We start from the raw sequence: 21,697 nt of genomic DNA on the forward strand, positions 1-21,697 counted from the left end.
AATTTCTTTGCTGTTTTTTACTTTCTCAACATTTCCGTATGAGGAATATTGTCTTCCAGGTATTTTTTTCCGGTATCTTCAAATCCGAAATCTGAATAGAATCTCAACAGGTAATCCTGGGCCGAAATTCTTATTTCGGAAGTATGAAAGCGGTTTTCTATGGTTTCTACAGCATACTGTATCAACTGCTTGCCAAGGCTCTTCCCTCTCGCTTTTTCTGTTGTCAGCACTCTTCCCAGAGAGGTTTCCTCATATTTTATCCCTTTGTTAAAAATCCTGCAGTAGGCTAATACGTCACCATCTTCCTTTGCCCAGATATGAAGAGCTTTCTGATCATAATTATCCAGATCAGGATAAGGACAGTTCTGTTCAATAACAAAAACATCGATGCGGGCTTTTAAAACAGCGTACAGCTCAGGAACAGTGAATTCTTCAAAACTTTTAATTTTCCAGATTGTATTACTCATCGAAACTTACCGCATTATTAATTAAAAACTCGTTGGTTTTCTGTATAAAACTCAGAATCTCTTCCCCACCCACTTTCTTTTCTGCAGAAGTCACATAAATTTCCGGCAGATCTTCCCAGGTCTTATGAAGTTCTGCTTTATAGTTTTCTACATTTTTAATGGCGATATTCGGTTTTAGTTTATCAACTTTTGTAAATACAATAGAAAACGGCACCCCGCTTTCCCCACACCACTGAATAAATTCCAGGTCGATCTTTTGTGGCGTGTGTCTTGAATCTACCAGCACAAAAAGATTGACTAAATTTCTTCTGTTTAAAATATAATTGGTGATGAGTTTCTCGAAATCTTTTCTGATAGATTTAGAAACCTTGGCGTATCCGTAACCCGGTAAATCGGTCAGGTACCAGTTTTCATTAACTAAAAAATGATTAATAAGTTGGGTTTTTCCGGGAGTCCCTGATGTTTTAGCTAAATCTTTGTGATTCATCATTGCATTAATCAGTGAAGACTTTCCCACATTGGACCTTCCGATAAAAGCATATTCGGGAATGGTAGGTTCCGGGCAATCCTGCCATTTTCCGCTACTCTTTACAAAATTTGCAGTTTTAATAACCATTTTTTTTGAATATTTTAAGAAAAATAAACCATTAAGAAAAGCTCTTAATGGTTCATTTATATTTTATTAAACTTTATTTTTCAACCAGCTGTAGAGAATCTCATTAAATTCATCCGGCTTCTCCATCATGGCAGCATGACCACATTTATCGATCCAGAACAAATCTGAATTCGGAATAAATTTGTGCATATCTTCTGCCACCTCTGGCGGTGTTACATTATCCTGTTTTCCCCAGATCAGGCAGGTTGGGGTTAAAATTTTAGGAAGATCATGCAACATATTATGTTTGATTGCACTTCTGGCCAGCATCACTGTTTTGATGCCTTTCATTCTGTCATTGACTACACCAAAAACTTCATCTACCAGATCTTCGGTGGCTACTGAAGGATCATAAAAAACCTCTTCTGTCTTCTTCCTTATATAAGAACGGTCGTTCTTTCTAGGAAAGCTGTCTCCGAAAGTTCTTTCATACAAACCTGAACTTCCCGTGAGCACAAGATTACTTACAAGATCAGGTCTTGCTAATGTTAAGATAAGTCCCACATGGCCACCCATCGAGTTTCCGACAATGGTAACAGGCTCTTCAATATGGCTCTCTATAAACTTTATAATATATTTTGCAATCGTGGTGAGATTCGTATTAAGTACCGGCAAATCATAGATCGGTAATTGAGGTACGTACACCTTAAATCCTTTCTCTGAAAAAAAATTCACCATCTTATCGAAATTACTCAAACCACCCATTAAACCGTGCAATAGCACCAATGGATGTCCTTCCCCCGCTTCTACAAAGGTATATTTCTTTTCTTTTTTTGTACTAAATATCATAAAATGCCTTAATAAAGCCTTGCAAAAATACAAATTAAACCTCAAAAATATTTTGATTACCCTAATTTAAAATAAAAATAATATAATAACCATTATTTTAACGCTTTTTTTGAAAATCTCTTAGTATGCCCCAAATAACACATTTCACAACCTATTGCACGTCAATTCATTACACTACAAAATCTAAATCTTTGATAAAACTTATTAACATTAAGTCAAAAAGTGGGAAAAAGTGGGAATTTTTGGAAATTATTATATAAATTTGCTCCAAATGAAAAGTTTCATTGGGACATATGAGTGTAAAATTGACGACAAAGGCCGCTTAAAAGTTCCTTCATCATTAATTAAACAGATGGAAAACTTCGAGGATAAGGCATTTGTAGTCAAAAGATCCGTGTTCCAACCTTGCCTGGAAGTTTACCCTATGAATGCATGGGACAAAGTGATGGGCAAGATTAATAAATTAAACCGTTTCATTAAAAAGAATGCTGATTTCATCAGAATGTTTACGGCAGGAGTAAAAACGGTAGAATTGGATAATGCTGGAAGATTACAGATTTCAAAAGACCTGATGCATTTTGCAACCCTACAGAAGGATGTTGTTATTACAAGTGCAGGAGAGCTTTTTGAAGTTTGGGATAAAGAAGCCTATGAAAAAGTAATTTCTACCGATGAAGTTGATTTTGCAAGCCTCGCGGAGGATGTAATGGGCGCTTTTGATGAAGAATAACCGCGCTGTTAAAAAGCGTAAAAAAACACAATTTAGACATGTATCATAACCCCGTTTTGTTGAAGCAAAGTGTTGATGATTTGGTGACGAATCCAGACGGAACATACGTGGACTGTACTTTTGGTGGCGGTGGTCATTCGAAGGAGATCCTGAGCAGACTTTCGGATAAAGGAAGGCTGTTTAGTTTTGACCAGGATTTAGATGCCCTTAAGAATACAATAGATGACCCGAGATTTACCCTGATCAATCAGAATTTCAGATTTCTGGAAAATTCCCTGCTTATGTATGGTATTTCTCAGATTGATGGGGTCCTGGCAGATCTTGGCGTTTCATCACATCAGTTTGATGAAGCGGAAAGAGGCTTTTCGACAAGAAGCGATGCGCCTCTGGACATGAGAATGAATGTAATGCAGGGGCTGGATGCCAAAAGAGTCATCAATGATTACGAGGAAGAGCAGCTGGCTGATATTTTTTATTATTACGGCGAACTGAGAGAAGCGAGAAAACTGGCCAGAGATATTGTTCATCACCGGAAAAACAAGAGTATCAACACCACGGAAGATCTGAAAAAATTATTCAGCTATCTTCCTCCGCATAAAGTTAATAAATTTTATGCCCAGCTTTTTCAGGCGATAAGAATTGAAGTAAACCAGGAACTGGAAGTTTTAAAGGAAATGCTGGTTCAGGCCTATAATGTTTTAAAACCGGAGGGCAGACTGGTTGTAATCTCCTATCATTCATTAGAAGACAGGCTGGTCAAAAGATTTTTGAAAAACGGAATGTTTGAAGGGGAACCTCAAAGAGACATTTACGGAAATTATAAAAAAGCATTCGAACTGGTAAAGAGCAAAGCGATCATTCCTGATGATAAGGAAATCGAAGAAAACTCAAGAGCGCGAAGTGCAAAAATGAGAACAGGAATAAAAGTGTAGTTTCTGGTTTACTGTTGAGGGTTTATAATCTCGCAACAAACAACCATTAACAGGTAAATGAGATGGCAAAAAGAGCAACAACAAATCGCCCTCAGAAAAGATTAACCTTTATTGACATTATAAAGGGGAATTTCCTGAACCGTGATGAGATCAAAATACATTATAAGTATTTCCTCCTGTTGTTTATCTTAATGATGGCCATGATTTACAGCAATCACCTTGTCAACAAAAAGATTAAAATTGTTAACGCTTTAAAAGAAGAAACAGAAGAATATAAATCACGAAACGCTTACGCCCAAAGTAAGCTGATCAAAGTAAAAATGGAATCGCAATTGGGGAAAGAAGTGGCAAGGGACTCTTTAATGACCCTTGAAAATCATCCTCATAAACTGCTGATAAAACTGGACAGTACCGATGCAAAAGCAAAGTGAATACGATAACAAACGTAAAAAAACGTTAAGGTGGGGCTACCTCTTCGCAGTGGTAGCTTTGTGCGTGTTTGTAATGTTCATTGCAAGAATTATAATCCTTCAAAACACCAATGTCCAGGAAATCAAAGACGATTACATTAATAAAAACTACCGCGAAGCCACTTTAAAAGCTGCCCGCGGAAACCTGTTTGCTTCAGACGGTTCGATCCTCGCCACTACCGTAATGCGTTACGATATCTATCTCGATTTCAAAACAATGAGGGATACCGTTTACACCAACAATATCGGTGCATTAACGGATTCCTTAAGCAAGATGTTCGGAAAACCAAGAGGTGAATTCAGAAAGAAATTTGATGAACAGAGAAGGAAAAAGAACCAGTATTATACTTTGGTGAAAGGTCTTGATTTTGATCAGTACGACAGAATAAGACAATTTCCTATTTTTAAAAAAGGTAAAAACAAAGGTGGTTTTATTGTTGACAGAAATTATAAACGGGAACTTGCCACATCTGAAATCGGAGCCGGAACGATCGGAATGGATGACGGTGAGCATACGGCCGGGCTTGAGGGTGCTTTCTCAAAATACTTAAGAGGGACCGACGGAAAAAGATTAGAGCAGAGAATCAATTCTTCCCAATGGAAGCCTATTGATTTCTGGAAAGTTCAGGAACCTGTGGATGGCGAAGATGTTTACACCACTTTAGACCTTAGAATTCAGGATATCGCCCACTCCGCTTTAGAAAAACAACTGATCAATTTTGAGGCAAAACACGGAACTGTCATCGTGATGGAAGTCGAGACGGGTAAAGTGCGGGCTATGGTTAATTTAAGAAGAACCGAAGACGGAGATTATGCAGATTCCTACAACTATGCCTTAAAAGATAATATAGAACCCGGATCTACTTTTAAAACCATTTCACTTCTGGCGGCAATGGATGATGGTTTTATTGACGAAAATACAACCGTGAACGTAGGAAACGGAGTTTGGGTATATGCCAAACAAAGGATTTCAGACGGTCACGGCGGCGGAACTTACGACATCAGTGACGTTTTGGCAAAATCCAGCAACGTGGGTACTGCAAAACTGATCACAAAGTATTATGCTGAAAAACCCCAAATCTTTCTGGATCACCTGAAACGCTGGAAGTTATTTGACAAAATGGATATCGAACTTCCGGGGATTACAAAGCCTAAAATTGTAACCCCTCAGAACAAAAGATGGAATGCTGCAACTTTAGCGTCTATCTCTTACGGTTATTCTTCAAACATTAATTTATTACAGTTAACGAGCTTTTATAATGGAGTTGCTAACGGTGGAAAAATGCTTAAGCCTTTATTCATCGACAAAATCATGAAAGACGGAAAGATCATGTACAGTGCAAAACCTGAAGTAATGGTCAACAGAATGGCATCTGACAAAGCGATTAAAATGATGACCAATGCGTTAACAAAGGCGGTTGAAAAAGGCACCGGACGAAGTATTTTTACTCCTAATTTAAAAATGGCAGGAAAAACCGGGACGGCCAGATTTGAATACTGGTTACCGGGGCCGATGAAATACAGAGCCTCTTTCGCAGGATTTTATCCCGCAGATCATCCTAAGTACACCTGTTACGTAATGATCAGTGAGCCCAATACGGCAAAAGGGTTTTATGGAGGAACGGTTTCAGCACCTGTTTTCAAAGAAATCGCAGGAAAAACATTCCTGAAGACCCCTCAAAATGTTGAGAAAGAAATGCTTGTAGACAGAAAGGTTAACCTGAATAAAATGGTTGAGCCTAATGTAAAAGTAGTGGTAAGTAATAAACAGATGCCAGGCGTCGTAGGTCTGATAGGAAAGAATGTAATTCCACAACTGGAAAATTTAGGCTACCGCGTTAATTTTAAAGGAGTAGGAAGAATAACAGAGCAATTTCCTATGGAAGGCACCACCATTAGTAAAAATCAGAGAATATATTTATCTCTGCAGAATTAATTAGAAAGAAGACTCAAAGAGATATAGACAGAATAGGCTGAATCCTATTAAAGAATAAAGAAATGCAGTTAAATGAATTATTGAACAGAGTTCCGGTCCTTGAAATTCACGGTGATAACACCCGTGAGATTTCAGATCTGGTATCTGACAGCAGGAAGATTACGGAAAACTCTTTGTATATCGCAATGAGAGGAACGGTTGTGGATGGACATTCATTTATTGCATCTTCCATTGAAAATGGAGCTAAAGCAATCGTATGTGAAGAATTTCCTGAAAACTTCGCAGATAACATTACGTATGTTATGGTGAAAGATTCTTCCAGGGCTTTAGGGCAGCTGGCTTCCAATTTCTACGGAAATCCTTCTGAAAAATTAAAGCTGATAGGAGTTACGGGAACGAACGGGAAAACTTCAGTTTCTACCCTGCTTTTCGATGTATTTAAAAATTTAGGCTACGATTCTGCTTTACTTTCTACGGTAGAAATCAGAATAGGAGAAAAAAAGATTCCGGCGACCCATACCACTCCGGATGTGATTACCATCAATAAAATTTTAGCCCAGGCTGTGGAAGAAGGTTGTGAATTCGCTTTTATGGAAGTAAGTTCTCACGGAATTTCCCAGAACAGGATCGAAGGTCTTCATTTTGAAGTAGCCGGATTTACAAATCTTACCCACGACCATTTAGATTATCATAAAACTTTTGACGGGTATTTAAAAACCAAAAAAAGGTTTTTTGATGAACTTCAGCATACCGCAGTTGCCATCACCAATATTGATGACAAGAACGGAAATGTGATGCTTCAGAACACAAAAGCAACAAAAAAGTCCTATGCCTTGAAAACAATGGCAGATTTCCATGGGAAACTTCTGGAAGTAGACTTTAACGGAATGCTGCTGAACTTCAATGGCAAAGAATTCTGGACAACGCTGACAGGAAAATTTAATGTTTATAATCTATTGCTTGTGTACGCGATCGCTTCAGAGCTGGGTTTTGAGCAGGATGAAATTCTGCAGGCCATCAGTAAATTAAAAAGAGTTTCCGGAAGGTTTGAAACCTTCAAATCCGGCGGAGGAATTTTCTTTATCGTCGATTATGCACATACTCCGGACGCTCTGGAAAATATTCTGGACAGCATCAATGATATCAGAACAAAAAATGAAAGACTGATTACTGTTTTCGGTTGCGGAGGAGACAGAGATCATTCCAAGAGATCAGAAATGGGAAATATCGCCACGAAGAAATCTACGCTGGCGATCATCACTTCAGACAATCCGAGAACGGAAGATCCTGCAGTCATTATAAAGGAAATAGAAGCCGGCGTGGAGCCTCAGAACTTCAGCAAATACACTTCAATTCCGGACAGAAGGGAAGCCATAAAAATGGCCATCAAGTTTGCAGAACCTAAAGATATCGTTCTCGTAGCCGGAAAAGGTCACGAAACCTATCAGGAGATTAATGGGGTAAAACAACATTTTGATGATAAGGAAGTAATCGATGAGCTTTGGAAATTAATGTCCAAATAAAATTGAAAGACCGAATGCATTTAAAATTTAAAAATTTGATAAAAATATAAGGAATCCATCTTAAATAGACTGAATTTTTAAATTTTTAAATAATAAAAAAAAAGAAACATGCTATACTATCTATATGAATATTTAACTGCCCATGGAATACACGTTCCCGGATTAGGATTGTTACGATACATTTCTTTCCGTGCCGGAATGGCAGTTTTGTTTTCTCTAACCATTGCTCTTGTTTACGGAAAAAGAATCATCAATTACCTGAGAGCAAAACAGATGGGTGAGCTGGTTCGTGATCTTGGACTAGACGGGCAAAAGCAAAAAGAAGGAACTCCTACCATGGGAGGTCTGATCATCATATTGGCAACGCTGATCCCTGTTCTTCTGTTTACAAAAATTACCAATATATACATTGTCCTTCTTATCGTTTCCGTCATCTGGATGGGCGCCATTGGTTTTTTAGATGATTACCTGAAGAAAATCAAAAAAAATAAAGACGGATTAAGTGGTAAATTCAAAATTGTAGGACAGGTGGGATTAGGGCTAATCATCGGAGTAACAATGTATTTCCATCCTGACATTACTGTTAAAAGAAAATATGCAGACGCAAAAGTGGTCAACAGGAATAATGTAGAGCAGAACTTCATGCCTACCGAGAAAATCACTGTTTCTACTGTTCCGTTTACTAAAAATAATGAGTTTGACTACAGTGGAATCCTTTTTTGGATGAATGATAAAGATGCCCACGAGTGGGCCTGGGTTGTTTTTATACCTATTGTTATATTCATTGTAACCGCAGTATCCAACGGCGCTAATATCACTGATGGAATTGATGGTCTCGCTGCGGGAACAAGTACCGTTATTTTATTGGCTTTAGGCCTTTTTGCCTACCTATCCGGGAACATCATTTTTGCGGACTATCTCAACATTATGTTTCTCCCTAATATGGGTGAAACCACCATTTTTGTTGTCGCCATGGTGGGAGCTGTTATCGGCTTTTTCTGGTATAATACATACCCGGCACAGGTTTTCATGGGTGATACCGGAAGTCTTATGCTTGGGGGCGTTATCGCCGTCCTGGCCATCATTTTAAGAAAAGAATTGATGATTCCTGTGTTATGCGGAATCTTTTTAATAGAAAACTTATCGGTAATGTTGCAGGTCGTGGTTTTCAAATACAGAAAAAGAAAATATGGGCTGGAATATGCCCAGACTAATAGATTGTTCAGAATGTCCCCTTTACATCACCACTATCAGAAGGGAGGATTTCATGAGAGCAAAATAGTTAACCGAATGATCATCATCGGTGTAATGCTGGCCATTGTATGTCTGATTACGTTGAAGATGAGATAATTTTTATAAAAGTAAAATAGTAAGGTAATCAGATTGAAAATACATGATATGCTTTACATTTTACATATTACAAAAAAATTAATATGAAAATAGTTGTTTTAGGAGGAGGTGAAAGCGGTTGTGGAGCTGCTTATTTGGCTAAAAAACAAGGTCTGGAGGTTTTTCTTTCAGACAAGGGAGCTATTAAAGATAACTATAAGCAGTTTCTTATTGAAAATGAGATTCAATTTGAAGAACAAAACCATGATGAAGAAAGAATTCTGAATGCCGACTGGATCGTAAAAAGCCCGGGAATTCCAAAGAAGGCCGATATTATTCATAAAATTCATGAGAGAGGAATCAGACTTTCTTCTGAAATTGAATTTGCTGCCGGGTTTACCGATGCAAAAATCATAGCCATCACAGGAAGCAACGGAAAAACAACAACGACTTCATTAATATATCATATCCTTAAAAATGATGGATTAAACGTTGGGTTAGGCGGAAATATAGGCTACAGTTTTGCCAGACAGGTAGCTGATGAAAACCATGAATATTATGTATTGGAAGTAAGCTCTTTCCAGTTGGACGATATTCAGAATTTCAGACCTTATATTTCTTTGTTGCTGAACCTGTCACAGGACCATCTGGATCAGTACAACTACAATTATGAAGAATATGCCTTAGCCAAATTCAGGATTACTGAAAACCAGGAGAATGATAATTTCTTCATCTACAATAAGGATGACGAAATGAGTAAAATCATTCTTGAAAAACTAGAGATCAAAGCCAAAATGATTCCTTTTTCCACAAAAGAAAAAGTAGCGGAAGGAGGTTTCATTAATGATGATAAAATAGAAGTTAAACTCAAAGATGATTTTTCAATGAAAATTGAAGAATTATCCCTTCTCGGAACACATAACGTAGCCAACAGTCTGGCCGCTTCCATAGCAGGTAAGATATTACAGATTAATAATGAAAGTATCAGACATTCATTAATGACTTTTCAGGCCGTCGAACACAGACTGGAGTTTGTTTCTGAAATCGGAGGCGTTAAATACATTAATGACAGTAAGGCGACCAATGTCAATGCAGCCTATTATGCACTGGAAAGCATGAAAACTCCTACCGTATGGATTGTGGGAGGACTGGACAAAGGAAATGACTACTCAGAAATTGAAGAGTTGGTTAAAAGAAAAGTTAAAGCGATTGTCTGCCTGGGAATTGATAATGATAAGATTATTAATTTCTTTAAAGACAAAATAGAGTTTATTTACGACACCTCAAGCATGGAAAAAGCGGTGGAGACTGCAAAAGCGCTGGCAAAGAAAGGAGATACGGTTTTATTATCCCCTTGTTGTGCTAGTTTCGACTTATTTCAAAGCTATGAGGACAGAGGACGTCAGTTTAAAGACCAGGTATTAAAAGCCATAAGCCAATAGCAATATATGAACGAACAAGACACAGAAAGCAGATTTGAATTTCTAAAGGGTGATAAAGTACTTTGGATGGTCATTCTTGTGATCTCCATTTTTTCTATCTTCCCTGTTTATTCTGCAAGTTCGAATCTGGAATATATTGTCAATAACGGGACCACTACCGGTCACGTTATCAAACATATGTTCTTTGTAGTCTTAGGCCTGGGAATTATGAGAGTGGTCGGGATGGTAAAGTATGAATATATCGGGAAGCTCAGCAGCATTCTTCTTGGGTTAATGATTATTCTGCTGGTCGTTACGATGTTTACAGGACAAACCATCGACGGAGCGAGCGCCTCCAGATGGCTGAAAATCCCGGGAACCCCGATTTCATTTCAGCCCTCTTCATTCGCTTTCTTAATGCTGATTATCTATCTGTGCAGATACCTGACCAAGAAAATTACCCGGGAAAGACTTCCGATCGAGAATATCATGTATATTTTCGGACCTATTTTACTGGTCTTTGTATTGGTGGCAAAAGATAACGGATCTACAGCGTTAATGATTTTAATGGTCTCAGTGATCGTTCTGATTATCGGTCAGCTGCACTGGAAATATATCGCAGGATTTATTTCAGCATCGTTTGTAGCGATTGTCTTCTTTTTAGTAATTGCACTCAATACGAATATGATCGGGGGGAACCGTGTTCATACCTGGATGAGCCGTATTGAAACATTTACATCAACCAAAGCAAAGACAGCCGATGTAGACGATGAAAGTCTGAAGGCCAAAAACTATCAGGTCATGCAGGCAAAAGCCGCCATTGTTCATGGTGGAATCACAGGTATGGGACCCGGAAAAAGTGCTTTAAAACAAATGCTTCCACAATCTGCATCCGACTTTATTTTCGCTGTTATTGTTGAAGAGTACGGTGTTATCGGCGCTGCTTTTCTCATCAGTTTATATTTAATTATGATGATCCGTATCGTGATGATTGCCAGCAAGATGCCCGCATTTTTCGGATCCCTGCTGGTCCTCAGCCTCGGGGTGATGATATTCATACAACTTGCTGTCAATATTGCAGTTGCAGTGAATTTAATCCCTGTTACCGGGCAACCGCTGCCATTGATCAGTTACGGAGGAACCTCGATGTTGGTAACATATTTGCAGTTGGGAATTATTTTAAACATAAGCTCCAGAATACAGATTTATGATGAAGAAGGAATGGGTAAAAAACAAAGCATAGCCGAGATCAACGATATCGCTTAACATCAGAGCAAGAGTAAAGAAACAAGATAAAAAAAAATGGACAATCAATCAGTTAATAGCCAAAAACCAAAAACCATCCGCGTCTTATTATCAGGCGGAGGGACAGGAGGTCATATCTTCCCTGCCATTGCTATTGCTGACGAGATCAGAAGGAGATTTCCTGATGCAGAATTTTTGTTCATCGGGGCTAACGGAAAAATGGAAATGGAAAAGGTTCCGCAGGCAGGCTACAGGATCGAAGGAATAGAAATCGCAGGAATAGACAGAGGAAATATGGTTTCAAATTTGGGTCTGCCTTTCAAAATCCTAAAAAGTTTATCTAAATCTAAAAAGATCATTAAAGCTTTTGCTCCGGATTTTGCCGTGGGAACAGGAGGCTTTGCGAGCGGGCCGGCTTTGTATGAAGCATCCAAAATGGGAATTCCTATTTTTATTCAGGAGCAGAATGCACATGCCGGAGTAACGAATAAAATTTTAAGTAAAAAAGCACAAGCCGTGTTTACAGCCTACCCGAAAGTGGAGGGTTTTCCGGCTGAAAAAATAAAATTTCTGGGTAATCCGATCCGTGAGAATATTATCTCAGGAATGCAGGATACTACTCAGGCAAAAGAGAAAATGGGCCTTGATAAGGACAGACTGACGATTTTATCTGTCGGCGGATCTTTAGGCTCAAGAACACTAAATAACGGCTGGAAAGACAATCTTGAAAACCTTAAAGAAAAAGGCTATCAGCTGATCTGGCAGACGGGAAAACTGGATTATAAGGATATTGTTGACCACTGTCAGTCGCCGGATGCTGGAACTGGCCCACAGGGAACAGCCAACAGCCAGATACAGATCAGGGAATTCATCAAAGATATGGAGACAGCGTATTCTGCAGCAGATGTGATCGTTTCAAGAGCCGGAGCAATTGCCATTTCAGAGCTGGCAGTAGCCCGGAAGCCGGTTTTATTGGTTCCTTTTCCTTTTGCGGCAGAAGACCACCAGACAAAAAATGCGATGAATCTGGTTAATAAAAACGCAGCCAGAATGGTAAAAGACTCTGAAATGCAGGAAAAATTCTGGGATACACTTTCAGAAATCTGTGAAGACGAAAATATAAGAGAAGAAATGTCTGTCAATCTGAAATATTTTGCCAAACCGGATGCGGCAAAAGATATTGTGGACGAGATATTTGATAAAGTGTAAAAAGTAAAATGTACAAAGTAAAATGTACAACGTACAAAGTAGAAAGTAGAAAGTAGAAAGTACGAAGTAAAATACATTATACCTTGTACTTTGTACCTTGTACATAATACATTAAGACAATAAAAATGAACAATTTAGAAACATATCAAAATTTTTACTTCGTGGGAATCGGAGGTATTGGAATGAGTGCTCTTGCACGCTATTTCCATGCTTCGGGCAAAAAAGTATTGGGCTATGACAAAACCAATACCAAATTAACTGCAGCTCTGATCAACGAGGGAATTGATATTGTTTTTGAAGATACCATAGACGGGAGAATTACTTTATTACAGAAAGAAAATACATTGGTCATTTATACCCCGGCCATTAAAAAACTTGACATCCTAGATTTTTTTAATGACCATCAGTTTGAAGTATTAAAGCGTGCCAAAGTATTAGGATTAATTACTGAAAATACAGATTGTATTGCCGTTGCCGGAACCCACGGAAAGACCACAACCTCTACCCTCGTGGCACATCTTTGTAAGGAGTCCGATCTGCCTTTTTCATGCTTCTTGGGAGGCATTTCAGAAAATTTCAGGTCCAATTTTCTATATAACGGTTCGCAATATTCTGTAGTGGAAGCAGATGAATATGACAGAAGTTTCCTGAACCTTTCTCCGGATTGGGCAGTCATTACTTCTACGGATGCTGATCATCTTGATATATATGGGGATAAAAATACCATTGAAGAAGGATTTAGGCAATTTGCAGCGCTTGTTCCGGATAATCAGCATCTATTTGTAAGAAAAGGAATTGACATCGGTAGACCTCATATCACCTATGCCGTGAATGAGGTGGCAGATTACTACTCCGATAACCTCAGAATGGAGGATGATAAAATTTATTTTGATTTCCATACACCCACCGAAACTGTTAAGGATTTTATCTGGGAAACACCGGGAATTCATAATGTAGAAAATGCAACGGTGGCCCTTGCCATTTTAAACAATTTAGGAGTAGATTTTGAAACTTTAAAAAAGGCAATTGCCCATTTTAAAGGAATCAAAAGAAGATATACCAAGCACAGATATCAGAACGGTAAAATTTACATTGATGATTACGCTCACCATCCTACAGAAATAAATGCGGTGATAAGCTCGATCCGGACCTTTTACCCTGATAAGAAGTTACTGGTGGTTTTTCAGCCTCATCTTTTCAGCAGAACGAGAGATTTTGCAGATGGATTTGCTGAGAGTCTGAATCACGCTGATGAGTTAATCCTGCTTGATATATACCCGGCAAGAGAACTTCAGGAAAATTTTGAAGGAATAACCTCAGAATGGCTGTTGGAAAAAGTGACATTAAGTAAAAAAGAAGCATCCACTTTAGCTGATGCGTTTAAGAAGATAAAAGAAAAAGATTTTGATATCCTCCTTACAGTAGGCGCAGGAAACGTCGATACGCTATATGACCCTGTCTGTGAGTGGTTACAACCTTTACAAAGTACATGATAAAATGTATTTTGAATAAAAAGTAAAAAATAATAATTTAATACATCAAAATATTGTACTTTTTACATTAGACATCGTACAAAAATTATGAAGAATAAATACAGAATATTAAAAATTGCGGTTACCGTCATCCTCCTAGGATTTCTGTTGAGTTTCTCATTGAAGAGGTTCAACAGCCAGAAGATTACGGACCAGAAGATTTCTGTAAAAATGAACGAAAAAACACAGGTCTATTTTGTTGATGAAAAAGATATCCGGGAAATTGTAAAAAAAGAAAACCCGTCAGAAAAAATAGGTGATCTCGACATTCCTGCTTTAGAAAAGAAAATTAATGCATTACCTGCTATTGACAGTGCCAATGTATATTTGAACTTAAACGGAAAATTAAATTTAGATATAAAACAGAGAGTTCCTGTTTTCAGGCTCAATAAAGACGGCAGAGACTTTTACGTCGATGAAAAGGGAATTGAGTTTCCCATTTCCAAAACCTATTCACATCCGTGTATGCTGGTGACCGGGAATGTGAAGAAAGATGAATATGAAAAACTGGCAGAGCTGGTTGAAAAAATCGATAAAGATGACTTCAGTAAGAAATATTTTATCGGAATATCCAAAGATAACAATGGAGATTATAATCTTCTGACCAGTGAAGGAAATTATAAGGTAGAATTGGGAGATTTAGATCATATAGACTTAAAAGTAAAAGGCTTTAAGGCATTTGTAGAGAAATACCTTGTATATCAGGATCCTCAGAAATATAATATGGTCTCTATAAAATATCAGAACCAGATTGTAGCTACTTTAAATCCTTATTTCAAAGAAAACGACAGTATTTTAAAAGCAGGGAATAAAATACTGGCAAAGCCTCCTACTCCTGTAATGGTCAAGAAAACAGAAGTAAAAAAGGAAATTAAGAAAACACCTTCAAAAGAAAGTAAAAATACAAAAACACTAACCAGACCCAAGGACTCAAAAAAAACAGAGAAACAGACGGCATCAAAACCGAAAACAAAAGCAAAAGTTAAAATAGAATAACGAAGGGCGTCCTAGCGGACTGATAGATGGATAATCTTATTTAACTTTACATTAAAACAGGGATCAACAGAAAAAAATCAAATCGAAATAAAAAATGGATAATCAAGAGTATTCAGTAGGTCTGGACATCGGGACAACAAAGATTGTTGCGATAGTCGGAAGGAGGAATGCACACGGGAAAATAGAGGTTCTCGGTGTAGGAAAGGCGAAAAGTCTTGGGGTTCACAAAGGTATCGTGAATAATATTTCACAGACCATTAATTCAATCAAAGCAGCTGTGTCCGAGGCACAGTCAAGCGCAGGAGTGCCCATCCGTAAAGTTACGGTAGGAATTGCAGGAAAACATATCCGTTCTTTGCAGCATTCTGATTATATTATGCGTGAACATCCCGATAAATTCATCACGGACGACGACATTGAAGCATTGAAAGATCAGGTGAAAAAGCTGGTCATGCTTCCTGGAGAAGAAATTATTCACGTTCTGCCACAAGAATACAAGGTGGATTCGGAAGGTGAAATACAAGAACCCGTTGGAATGCACGGAAAACGTCTGGAAGCTAATTTCCACGTCGTGGTAGGCCAAATGGGAAGCATCCGAAACATCGCCAGATGTGTAAGAGAAGCTGGATTAGAAATGGAAGCCCTCACTTTAGAGCCTCTGGCATCATCTGAAGCGGTACTTACAAAAGAAGAAAAAGAAGCCGGCGTTGCCATTGTAGACATCGGCGGTGGTACCACCGATATTGCCATCTTTAAAGATAATATCATCCGCCATACCTGTGTTATTCCTTACGGAGGAGGAATTATTACAGAGGATATCAAAGAAGGCTGTTCAATTATTGAAAAACATGCGGAACAACTCAAAGTAAAATTCGGTTCTGCGGTTCCTGAGCTTGAAAAAGACAGTACCTATGTTACGATTCCAGGACTTCACGGAAGACCGGATAAAGAAATTTCCTTAAAAACTCTGGCACAGATCATCAATGCAAGAGTAGAGGAAATTCTGGAAATGGTCAATACCGAATTAAAAGCGTACGGCGCTTTTGAACAGAAGAAAAAACTGATTGCCGGGATCGTTCTGACAGGTGGTGGTTCAAATCTGAAGCACCTCCGACAGCTTGCCAACTATACTACAGGTTTCGACAGCAGAATCGGTTTTGCCAATGAATATATTGCCAATGATAAAAATCAGTATCTTAAAGGTCCTGAATTTGCTACTTCTATAGGATTATTAATGGAAAGTTTAAAAATTAGAGATAAAAAACTTATTATTGTAGAAGAGGAAGTTGTTCAGGAAAAATCCGAGCAGGAGACTGTAAATAGTGCTGCTCCTGCAGAAACCGTTCAGCCGATACACGCTGCTCCGGTACAGGAGCCGGAAATGGTCAGCGAACAGCAACAAGTTAAAAAAGCAGCAAGACTGACATTCGGTCAGTCGCTGATGGAAAAAGTAAAAAAATTCTTTGAAGAAGTAGAGTAAAATTATAATGATGAATGATAATCGATAAATGACTTTCTTATCCATTATCATAAGTCGGTTATCAATTATTAAAAATATAAGCATGGAAAATATAGGAACACAGGGATTTTCATTTGATTTGCCAAAAGGGAATTCATCCATCATCAAAGTAATCGGTGTAGGAGGTGGTGGAAACAACGCCCTGAAACACATGTATGAGAAAGGGATACACGGAGTAGATTTCGTTATTTGTAATACGGATGCTCAAACGTTGGACAATAACCCGGTTGCCAATAAGGTACAGCTGGGAACTACGATCACAGAAGGTCTTGGAGCAGGTGCCGATCCGGAAGTGGGCGAAAAATCGGCAATCGAAAGCATCGAAGATATTAAGGCAGCCATGGGGCAAAACACCAAGATGGTTTTCATTACCGCCGGAATGGGTGGCGGAACCGGTACGGGTGCAGCTCCTGTCATTGCTAAAGTAGCCAAAGACATGGGTATTTTAACCGTAGGTATTGTGACTGTTCCTTTTAGTTTTGAAGGTAAAAGAAGATTAGAGCAGGCCGAAAACGGTCTTGATAAATTAAGAAATAATGTTGATTCTTTAATTGTTATTAATAATGACAAATTAAGACAGCAGTTTGGAAACCTTGGTTTTAAACAGGGATTCTCCAAAGCTGATGAGGTATTAACCAATGCTGCCAAAGGAATGGCGGAAGTGATTACCGGTTATTTCGATGTAAACATTGACTTCAGGGACGCGAAATCTGTCCTTCAGAATTCGGGTACAGCACTGATGTCTACAGGGACGGCTTCCGGTGAAAATAAAGCAGAAGAAGCGGTAAGGAAAGCACTGGATTCTCCGTTGTTGAACGATAATAAAATTACGGGCGCTAAAAACGTGCTGTTGCTGATCAGAAGTGGTGCCGAAGAAGTAACCATGGATGAGATCGGTATCATCATGGATCATATCCAGAAAGAAGCAGGACATACTGCTGATATTATTTTCGGGGTGGGTGCTGATGACGAATTAGGGGATGCAGTAAGTGTTCTTGTTATCGCAACAGGTTTTTCAAACGAAGACAAGAAATTTGCAGGACCTACAGAAAAAATAAAAATCAGCCTTAACGACAGTTTGGATACTCCGAAAGAATCTCCTTTTAAAACGAGAGAAGAAAGAGGATCTGCTGCTCCTGAATACAACTATAATTTCGGAGATAAAAACCACTTCAGACTGGATGATGAGGACAATGAAAGCCCTCAGTTTGGCATGACGTCCACTGAAAAAAAAATGATTATTGACAGTGAAGAGAAAAAAACGGAAGTAAGATTCTCTGATAACGAAGAAGATACCCCTTCTCATCACTGGAGAAATGAAGAAGAACACGAGGAGTCTTACAGTCTGTTTTCTTCAGAAGATGACAGTGAAGATCCGAATGATCTGGAAATTCAGTCTTTTTCATTTGATTTCGAGAAAAAAGAAGAGCCGCGGACAGAACAAACGCCGAATAATACTTTTTCAGAATCGAAACCTGTTGAATTCAGTTTCTTTGTGAATGACTCTGTCAATGAGCCTAAATCAGATTACGGACAGCCCAAAGCAGAGTTTCAGGTACCAGCCAATACAGCAGTTCAGATTACTGAAGAAACGACTCAGAAGATTGAGACCTTTTATCAGGAAGAGACCAGAACTACTATTGAAAACAAAAGAGAAACTGAAACGCCCCAGCCGGCAGATTCAGAATTTACCTTTGTTAACAAAACGGTAGATCAGGAAAGAATTATCGAAAGAAGAAATAAACTGAAGGAATTCAACTCGCGCTATCAGAGCTTTGACAGCACCAGCGAATTCGAATCTGTGCCTGCATTCAAAAGAAAGAATATTTCTATCGACGGAAACAATGCTTCAGAACAAAACATCAATACCTATCTGTCTGATAACAACGGAAACATGCAGATCAGAGAGAACAGATTTTTAAATAAAGACGTAGACTAAATTAATTTGAAAATGATATAATTTGAGAATTTGAAAGTTAACCGTATACATCAGGAACAGGTTATACCACTTTATAAATTTCAAATTGTCTCATTTTCAAATTTTCAAATCATAATTATGAGTTTAGAAAATACCATAAGTGAAGCCATAAAAACGGCAATGCGGGCAAAAGATAGAGTCGCTTTGGATTCCCTCCGCGCTGTAAAGTCACAGATATTACTACTGAAAACCGAAGCACGTGGCGCTGAAGTTTCTACAGAGCAGGAAATTGCTATCGTTCAGAGAATGATAAAGCAACGTAAAGATTCCTATGAGCAGTTTACTGCGCAGGGCAGAAATGATCTTGCTGAAGTAGAGGAAGCCCAGATGAAGGTCATCGAACAGTTTTTACCGAAACAGCTTTCTCCGGAAGAACTGGAGGATGAAATGAAAAAGATCATCGCTGATACAGGAGCGGAATCGATCAAAGACCTTGGAAAAGTAATGGGAATTGCTTCCAAAACTTTTGCAGGTAAATCTGACGGTAAAAGTATTTCAGAAATGGCCAAGAAATTACTTTCATAATGAGATTCGGGGTAAGGGATTAAGTTCTGCTCCCTAGCCTAATTCAGCTTAACTACCATACGGATATTCATCCTTTGCATATCGATTTGATTAAAGAAGCCCGGAACATCTATGTTCCGGGCTTCATTTTATCTTACTCCCATATCATCTGTTCAGACGGAATCTAATGTTTCAATGGGTTCAGAAGGTTGTAAATGTTTTTCTCATATTGTTTGTCTTCAGAATCATTTCAAATTTAACAAAATTATTCCTATATACCTGTTTTTAATTTAGATATTACAGCATATATTTAAATTATTAATATTCTTTCCATCTTATTTTCTTAATCACCTGATAGTTTTTATATATTGAACAAACGGCAGGAATTGTTTAACTTTGCATAGATTAAAAAACAAATTTTATGTATCCAACAGATTTAGTAATGCCTATGAAGGCAGAGCTTACAGATAAAGGTTTCGAAGATTTAACGTCACCGGCACAGGTAGAGGAAGCTCTAAAGCAATCAGGAACAACTCTTTTAGTAATTAATTCTGTATGCGGATGTGCTGCAGGAGCTGCAAGACCGGGAGTTGTTTATTCTTTAACAGGAGATAAAAAACCGGATCATCTAACTACTGTTTTCGCAGGTTTTGATACGGAAGCTGTTGTAGAAGCCAGAAAACATTTGGCTCCATTCCCTCCAAGCTCACCTTGTGTGGCTCTTTTCAAAGACGGAGAATTGGTTCATATGCTTGAGAGACACCATATTGAAGGAAATCCTGCAGGAGCTATTGCTGCGAATCTTCAGGCTGCTTATGATGAATATTGCTAGGAATAATACAGCAAAATATGAAACCGTTACTATTTGTAACGGTTTTTTTTATTTAACAGAGTAAAAAATTCCCTGAAAATTCAAATATTGTTATATTTGTTGAAATGGCAACGAAAGCACTTTTCAATACTGTGGTAAACTGGTTTATTCGTCAGAGAATAGATCAGATCCAGAATTTCATAGACCATCCTATTGAGACTCAGAAGGGTATTCTATTTTCCCAACTTTTTCATGCGGAAGATACCGAGTACGGCAGAAAGAATGGTTTTAATTCTATATCAAGCTACCAGGACTTTAAAAGTAAGGTCCCGATTGTTACCTATGAAGATTTCGAACCCTACATCGAAAGAGCAAGACAGGGACATAAGGATGTGAGCTGGCCTGGATATATCAAACATTTTGCGAAGTCCTCAGGAACGACCAACGCAAAAAGTAAATTTATTCCTATTTCAGCAGAAAGTCTTGAATATTGTCACATGAAGGCAGGAAAGGATATGGTTTCCATCTACGCCAATAATCATCCGGAAAACCAACTTTTCACCAATAAAAATCTGAGGCTGGGCGGAAGTTCTGAACTGTATGCGGACTTCAATACGAAATTTGGAGATCTCTCTGCCATTTTAATTGATAATCTTCCGTTTTGGGTAGAGATCACGACCACACCCAGTAAAAAGGTTTCTCTGATGGGAGAATGGGAAAGTAAGCTGAAAGCGATCGTCTCTGAGGTTAAAAATGAAGACGTGGGAAGTATTTTGGGCGTTCCCAGCTGGATGATGGTCCTTCTGCAGCGGGTTTTAAAAGAAACTGATATTAAAAACATTTCAGAGCTGTGGCCGAACCTTGAAGTATTTTTTCACGGAGGTATCAGTTTTAAGCCTTACCGGGAACAATACAGGCAGATTATCGGAAAAAAGATAAATTATTATGAGATTTATAACGCTTCTGAGGGCTTTTTTGGGATTCAGGACAGATCTGATAGTGATGAGATGCTTCTAATGCTCGATTACGGCATTTTCTACGAATTCATTCCTATGGATCAGTTTCACTCTGCAGATCCCAAAGTTATCAACCTGGAAGATGTGGAGACAGGAATAAACTATGCAATGGTCATCACGACCAATGGCGGCTTATGGCGTTATTTAATTGGAGACACGGTAGTTTTCACGTCTGTAAATCCATTCAGAATCAGAATCACAGGAAGGACGAAACATTATATCAATGCTTTCGGGGAAGAACTGATGATCACGAATGTAGAATCAGCACTATCCAAAGCATGTGAAGAAACCAATGCAGCTGTCTCGGACTTCACAGGGGCGCCTGTTTTCATGAAAGAAAATGAAAGCGGGGCTCATGAGTGGATTTTTGAATTCTGCGAAAAACCAGATAGCTTAGAACATTTTGTGGATATTTTTGATCAGCATCTGAAAGCCATTAATTCAGATTATGAAGCCAAACGATACAACGATATAACGTTAAAAAGACCCATCGTCCATATAGCAAAGCCCAACCTTTTTTATCATTGGCTGGAATCCAAAGGAAAATTGGGTGGTCAGAACAAAGTACCGAGACTGAGCAACGACAGAGAATACATCGATCCTTTGCTGGAGTTGAACAAATAGAAAAACCGCAG

The 21,697-nt window shown here is 38.4% G+C and carries 19 protein-coding genes; 16 read left to right on the forward strand and 3 right to left on the reverse strand.

Annotated elements, in window-relative coordinates:
• Nucleotides 1-17: 17 nt before the first annotated feature.
• From ODZ84_RS13675 to ODZ84_RS13685, 3 genes are all read right to left on the reverse strand, one after another.
• A complete protein-coding gene (locus ODZ84_RS13675; RefSeq protein WP_266172921.1) occupies nt 18-467 on the reverse strand; it encodes a GNAT family N-acetyltransferase in 450 nt (149 codons plus the stop codon).
• Nucleotides 460-1,083, reverse strand: coding sequence for a ribosome biogenesis GTP-binding protein YihA/YsxC (yihA, locus tag ODZ84_RS13680; RefSeq protein WP_266172922.1), 624 nt, complete (start codon nt 1,081-1,083; stop codon nt 460-462). The genes ODZ84_RS13675 and yihA overlap by 8 nt, the downstream gene beginning before the upstream one ends.
• Before the next feature lie 66 nt (nt 1,084-1,149).
• Nucleotides 1,150-1,911, reverse strand: a complete 762-nt coding sequence (locus tag ODZ84_RS13685) for an alpha/beta fold hydrolase (RefSeq protein WP_266172923.1) — start codon at nt 1,909-1,911, stop codon at nt 1,150-1,152.
• A 271-nt stretch (nt 1,912-2,182) separates the two neighbouring features.
• Between ODZ84_RS13685 and mraZ the strand changes: the two genes are divergently transcribed.
• The 16 genes from mraZ to ODZ84_RS13765 all read left to right on the forward strand — a co-directional run bounded on the left by mraZ (nt 2,183) and on the right by ODZ84_RS13765 (nt 21,686).
• Complete coding sequence (gene mraZ, locus ODZ84_RS13690; protein WP_266172924.1) at nt 2,183-2,641, forward strand: division/cell wall cluster transcriptional repressor MraZ; 459 nt, start codon at nt 2,183-2,185, stop codon at nt 2,639-2,641.
• A gap of 38 nt (nt 2,642-2,679) precedes the next feature.
• Nucleotides 2,680-3,573: a 16S rRNA (cytosine(1402)-N(4))-methyltransferase RsmH gene (gene rsmH, locus ODZ84_RS13695; RefSeq protein WP_266172925.1), complete on the forward strand. Its 894-nt coding sequence runs from the start codon at nt 2,680-2,682 to the stop codon at nt 3,571-3,573.
• A 62-nt stretch (nt 3,574-3,635) separates the two neighbouring features.
• Nucleotides 3,636-4,004 carry an FtsL-like putative cell division protein gene (locus ODZ84_RS13700; RefSeq protein ID WP_266172926.1) on the forward strand — a complete coding sequence of 123 codons (369 nt, stop codon included), beginning with the start codon at nt 3,636-3,638 and terminating at the stop codon, nt 4,002-4,004.
• The gene (locus ODZ84_RS13705) at nt 3,988-5,979 is read left to right on the forward strand and encodes a penicillin-binding transpeptidase domain-containing protein (RefSeq protein WP_266172927.1); all 1,992 of its coding nucleotides are present in this window, start codon (nt 3,988-3,990) and stop codon (nt 5,977-5,979) included. Before ODZ84_RS13700 ends, ODZ84_RS13705 begins: the two co-directional genes overlap by 17 nt.
• Before the next feature lie 62 nt (nt 5,980-6,041).
• On the forward strand, nt 6,042-7,502 hold the full coding sequence (locus ODZ84_RS13710; RefSeq protein WP_266172928.1) for a UDP-N-acetylmuramoyl-L-alanyl-D-glutamate--2,6-diaminopimelate ligase: 1,461 nt from the start codon (nt 6,042-6,044) through the stop codon (nt 7,500-7,502).
• Nucleotides 7,503-7,610: 108 nt separating this feature from the next.
• Entirely contained in the window at nt 7,611-8,852 is a 1,242-nt protein-coding gene (mraY, locus tag ODZ84_RS13715; protein ID WP_266172930.1) for a phospho-N-acetylmuramoyl-pentapeptide-transferase, read from the forward strand.
• 83 nt (nt 8,853-8,935) lie between these two features.
• On the forward strand, nt 8,936-10,273 hold the full coding sequence (murD, locus tag ODZ84_RS13720; protein ID WP_266172931.1) for a UDP-N-acetylmuramoyl-L-alanine--D-glutamate ligase: 1,338 nt from the start codon (nt 8,936-8,938) through the stop codon (nt 10,271-10,273).
• Between the two features lie 6 nt (nt 10,274-10,279).
• Nucleotides 10,280-11,518: an FtsW/RodA/SpoVE family cell cycle protein gene (locus ODZ84_RS13725; RefSeq protein ID WP_266172932.1), complete on the forward strand. Its 1,239-nt coding sequence runs from the start codon at nt 10,280-10,282 to the stop codon at nt 11,516-11,518.
• A 36-nt stretch (nt 11,519-11,554) separates the two neighbouring features.
• Nucleotides 11,555-12,706: an undecaprenyldiphospho-muramoylpentapeptide beta-N-acetylglucosaminyltransferase gene (gene murG, locus ODZ84_RS13730; protein WP_266172933.1), complete on the forward strand. Its 1,152-nt coding sequence runs from the start codon at nt 11,555-11,557 to the stop codon at nt 12,704-12,706.
• Nucleotides 12,707-12,831: 125 nt separating this feature from the next.
• Nucleotides 12,832-14,199 (forward strand): UDP-N-acetylmuramate--L-alanine ligase, encoded by a 1,368-nt coding sequence (gene murC, locus ODZ84_RS13735; protein WP_266172934.1) that lies wholly within the window; start codon nt 12,832-12,834, stop codon nt 14,197-14,199.
• Nucleotides 14,200-14,286: 87 nt separating this feature from the next.
• Entirely contained in the window at nt 14,287-15,234 is a 948-nt protein-coding gene (locus ODZ84_RS13740) for a cell division protein FtsQ/DivIB (RefSeq protein WP_266172935.1), read from the forward strand.
• Nucleotides 15,235-15,328: 94 nt separating this feature from the next.
• The gene (ftsA, locus tag ODZ84_RS13745) at nt 15,329-16,714 is read left to right on the forward strand and encodes a cell division protein FtsA (RefSeq protein ID WP_266172936.1); all 1,386 of its coding nucleotides are present in this window, start codon (nt 15,329-15,331) and stop codon (nt 16,712-16,714) included.
• 82 nt (nt 16,715-16,796) lie between these two features.
• On the forward strand, nt 16,797-18,692 hold the full coding sequence (ftsZ, locus tag ODZ84_RS13750; protein ID WP_266172937.1) for a cell division protein FtsZ: 1,896 nt from the start codon (nt 16,797-16,799) through the stop codon (nt 18,690-18,692).
• 117 nt (nt 18,693-18,809) lie between these two features.
• Nucleotides 18,810-19,256, forward strand: coding sequence for a GatB/YqeY domain-containing protein (locus tag ODZ84_RS13755; protein WP_266172938.1), 447 nt, complete (start codon nt 18,810-18,812; stop codon nt 19,254-19,256).
• 400 nt (nt 19,257-19,656) lie between these two features.
• On the forward strand, nt 19,657-20,067 hold the full coding sequence (locus ODZ84_RS13760) for a BrxA/BrxB family bacilliredoxin (protein WP_266172939.1): 411 nt from the start codon (nt 19,657-19,659) through the stop codon (nt 20,065-20,067).
• A 104-nt stretch (nt 20,068-20,171) separates the two neighbouring features.
• Nucleotides 20,172-21,686: a GH3 auxin-responsive promoter family protein gene (locus ODZ84_RS13765; protein WP_266172940.1), complete on the forward strand. Its 1,515-nt coding sequence runs from the start codon at nt 20,172-20,174 to the stop codon at nt 21,684-21,686.
• The last annotated feature ends 11 nt before the right edge of the window (nt 21,687-21,697 follow it).

This window comes from Chryseobacterium fluminis, from assembly GCF_026314945.1.
Lineage (GTDB): Bacteria > Bacteroidota > Bacteroidia > Flavobacteriales > Weeksellaceae > Chryseobacterium > Chryseobacterium fluminis.

Coding starts and splice junctions, on each gene's coding strand:
- ODZ84_RS13675 (WP_266172921.1), bottom strand. CDS start 467: ATGAGTAATACAATCTGGAAAATTAAAAGTTTTGAAGAATTCACTGTT.
- yihA (WP_266172922.1), bottom strand. CDS start 1,083: ATGGTTATTAAAACTGCAAATTTTGTAAAGAGTAGCGGAAAATGGCAG.
- ODZ84_RS13685 (WP_266172923.1), bottom strand. CDS start 1,911: ATGATATTTAGTACAAAAAAAGAAAAGAAATATACCTTTGTAGAAGCG.
- mraZ (WP_266172924.1), top strand. CDS start 2,183: ATGAAAAGTTTCATTGGGACATATGAGTGTAAAATTGACGACAAAGGC.
- rsmH (WP_266172925.1), top strand. CDS start 2,680: ATGTATCATAACCCCGTTTTGTTGAAGCAAAGTGTTGATGATTTGGTG.
- ODZ84_RS13700 (WP_266172926.1), top strand. CDS start 3,636: ATGGCAAAAAGAGCAACAACAAATCGCCCTCAGAAAAGATTAACCTTT.
- ODZ84_RS13705 (WP_266172927.1), top strand. CDS start 3,988: ATGCAAAAGCAAAGTGAATACGATAACAAACGTAAAAAAACGTTAAGG.
- ODZ84_RS13710 (WP_266172928.1), top strand. CDS start 6,042: ATGCAGTTAAATGAATTATTGAACAGAGTTCCGGTCCTTGAAATTCAC.
- mraY (WP_266172930.1), top strand. CDS start 7,611: ATGCTATACTATCTATATGAATATTTAACTGCCCATGGAATACACGTT.
- murD (WP_266172931.1), top strand. CDS start 8,936: ATGAAAATAGTTGTTTTAGGAGGAGGTGAAAGCGGTTGTGGAGCTGCT.
- ODZ84_RS13725 (WP_266172932.1), top strand. CDS start 10,280: ATGAACGAACAAGACACAGAAAGCAGATTTGAATTTCTAAAGGGTGAT.
- murG (WP_266172933.1), top strand. CDS start 11,555: ATGGACAATCAATCAGTTAATAGCCAAAAACCAAAAACCATCCGCGTC.
- murC (WP_266172934.1), top strand. CDS start 12,832: ATGAACAATTTAGAAACATATCAAAATTTTTACTTCGTGGGAATCGGA.
- ODZ84_RS13740 (WP_266172935.1), top strand. CDS start 14,287: ATGAAGAATAAATACAGAATATTAAAAATTGCGGTTACCGTCATCCTC.
- ftsA (WP_266172936.1), top strand. CDS start 15,329: ATGGATAATCAAGAGTATTCAGTAGGTCTGGACATCGGGACAACAAAG.
- ftsZ (WP_266172937.1), top strand. CDS start 16,797: ATGGAAAATATAGGAACACAGGGATTTTCATTTGATTTGCCAAAAGGG.
- ODZ84_RS13755 (WP_266172938.1), top strand. CDS start 18,810: ATGAGTTTAGAAAATACCATAAGTGAAGCCATAAAAACGGCAATGCGG.
- ODZ84_RS13760 (WP_266172939.1), top strand. CDS start 19,657: ATGTATCCAACAGATTTAGTAATGCCTATGAAGGCAGAGCTTACAGAT.
- ODZ84_RS13765 (WP_266172940.1), top strand. CDS start 20,172: ATGGCAACGAAAGCACTTTTCAATACTGTGGTAAACTGGTTTATTCGT.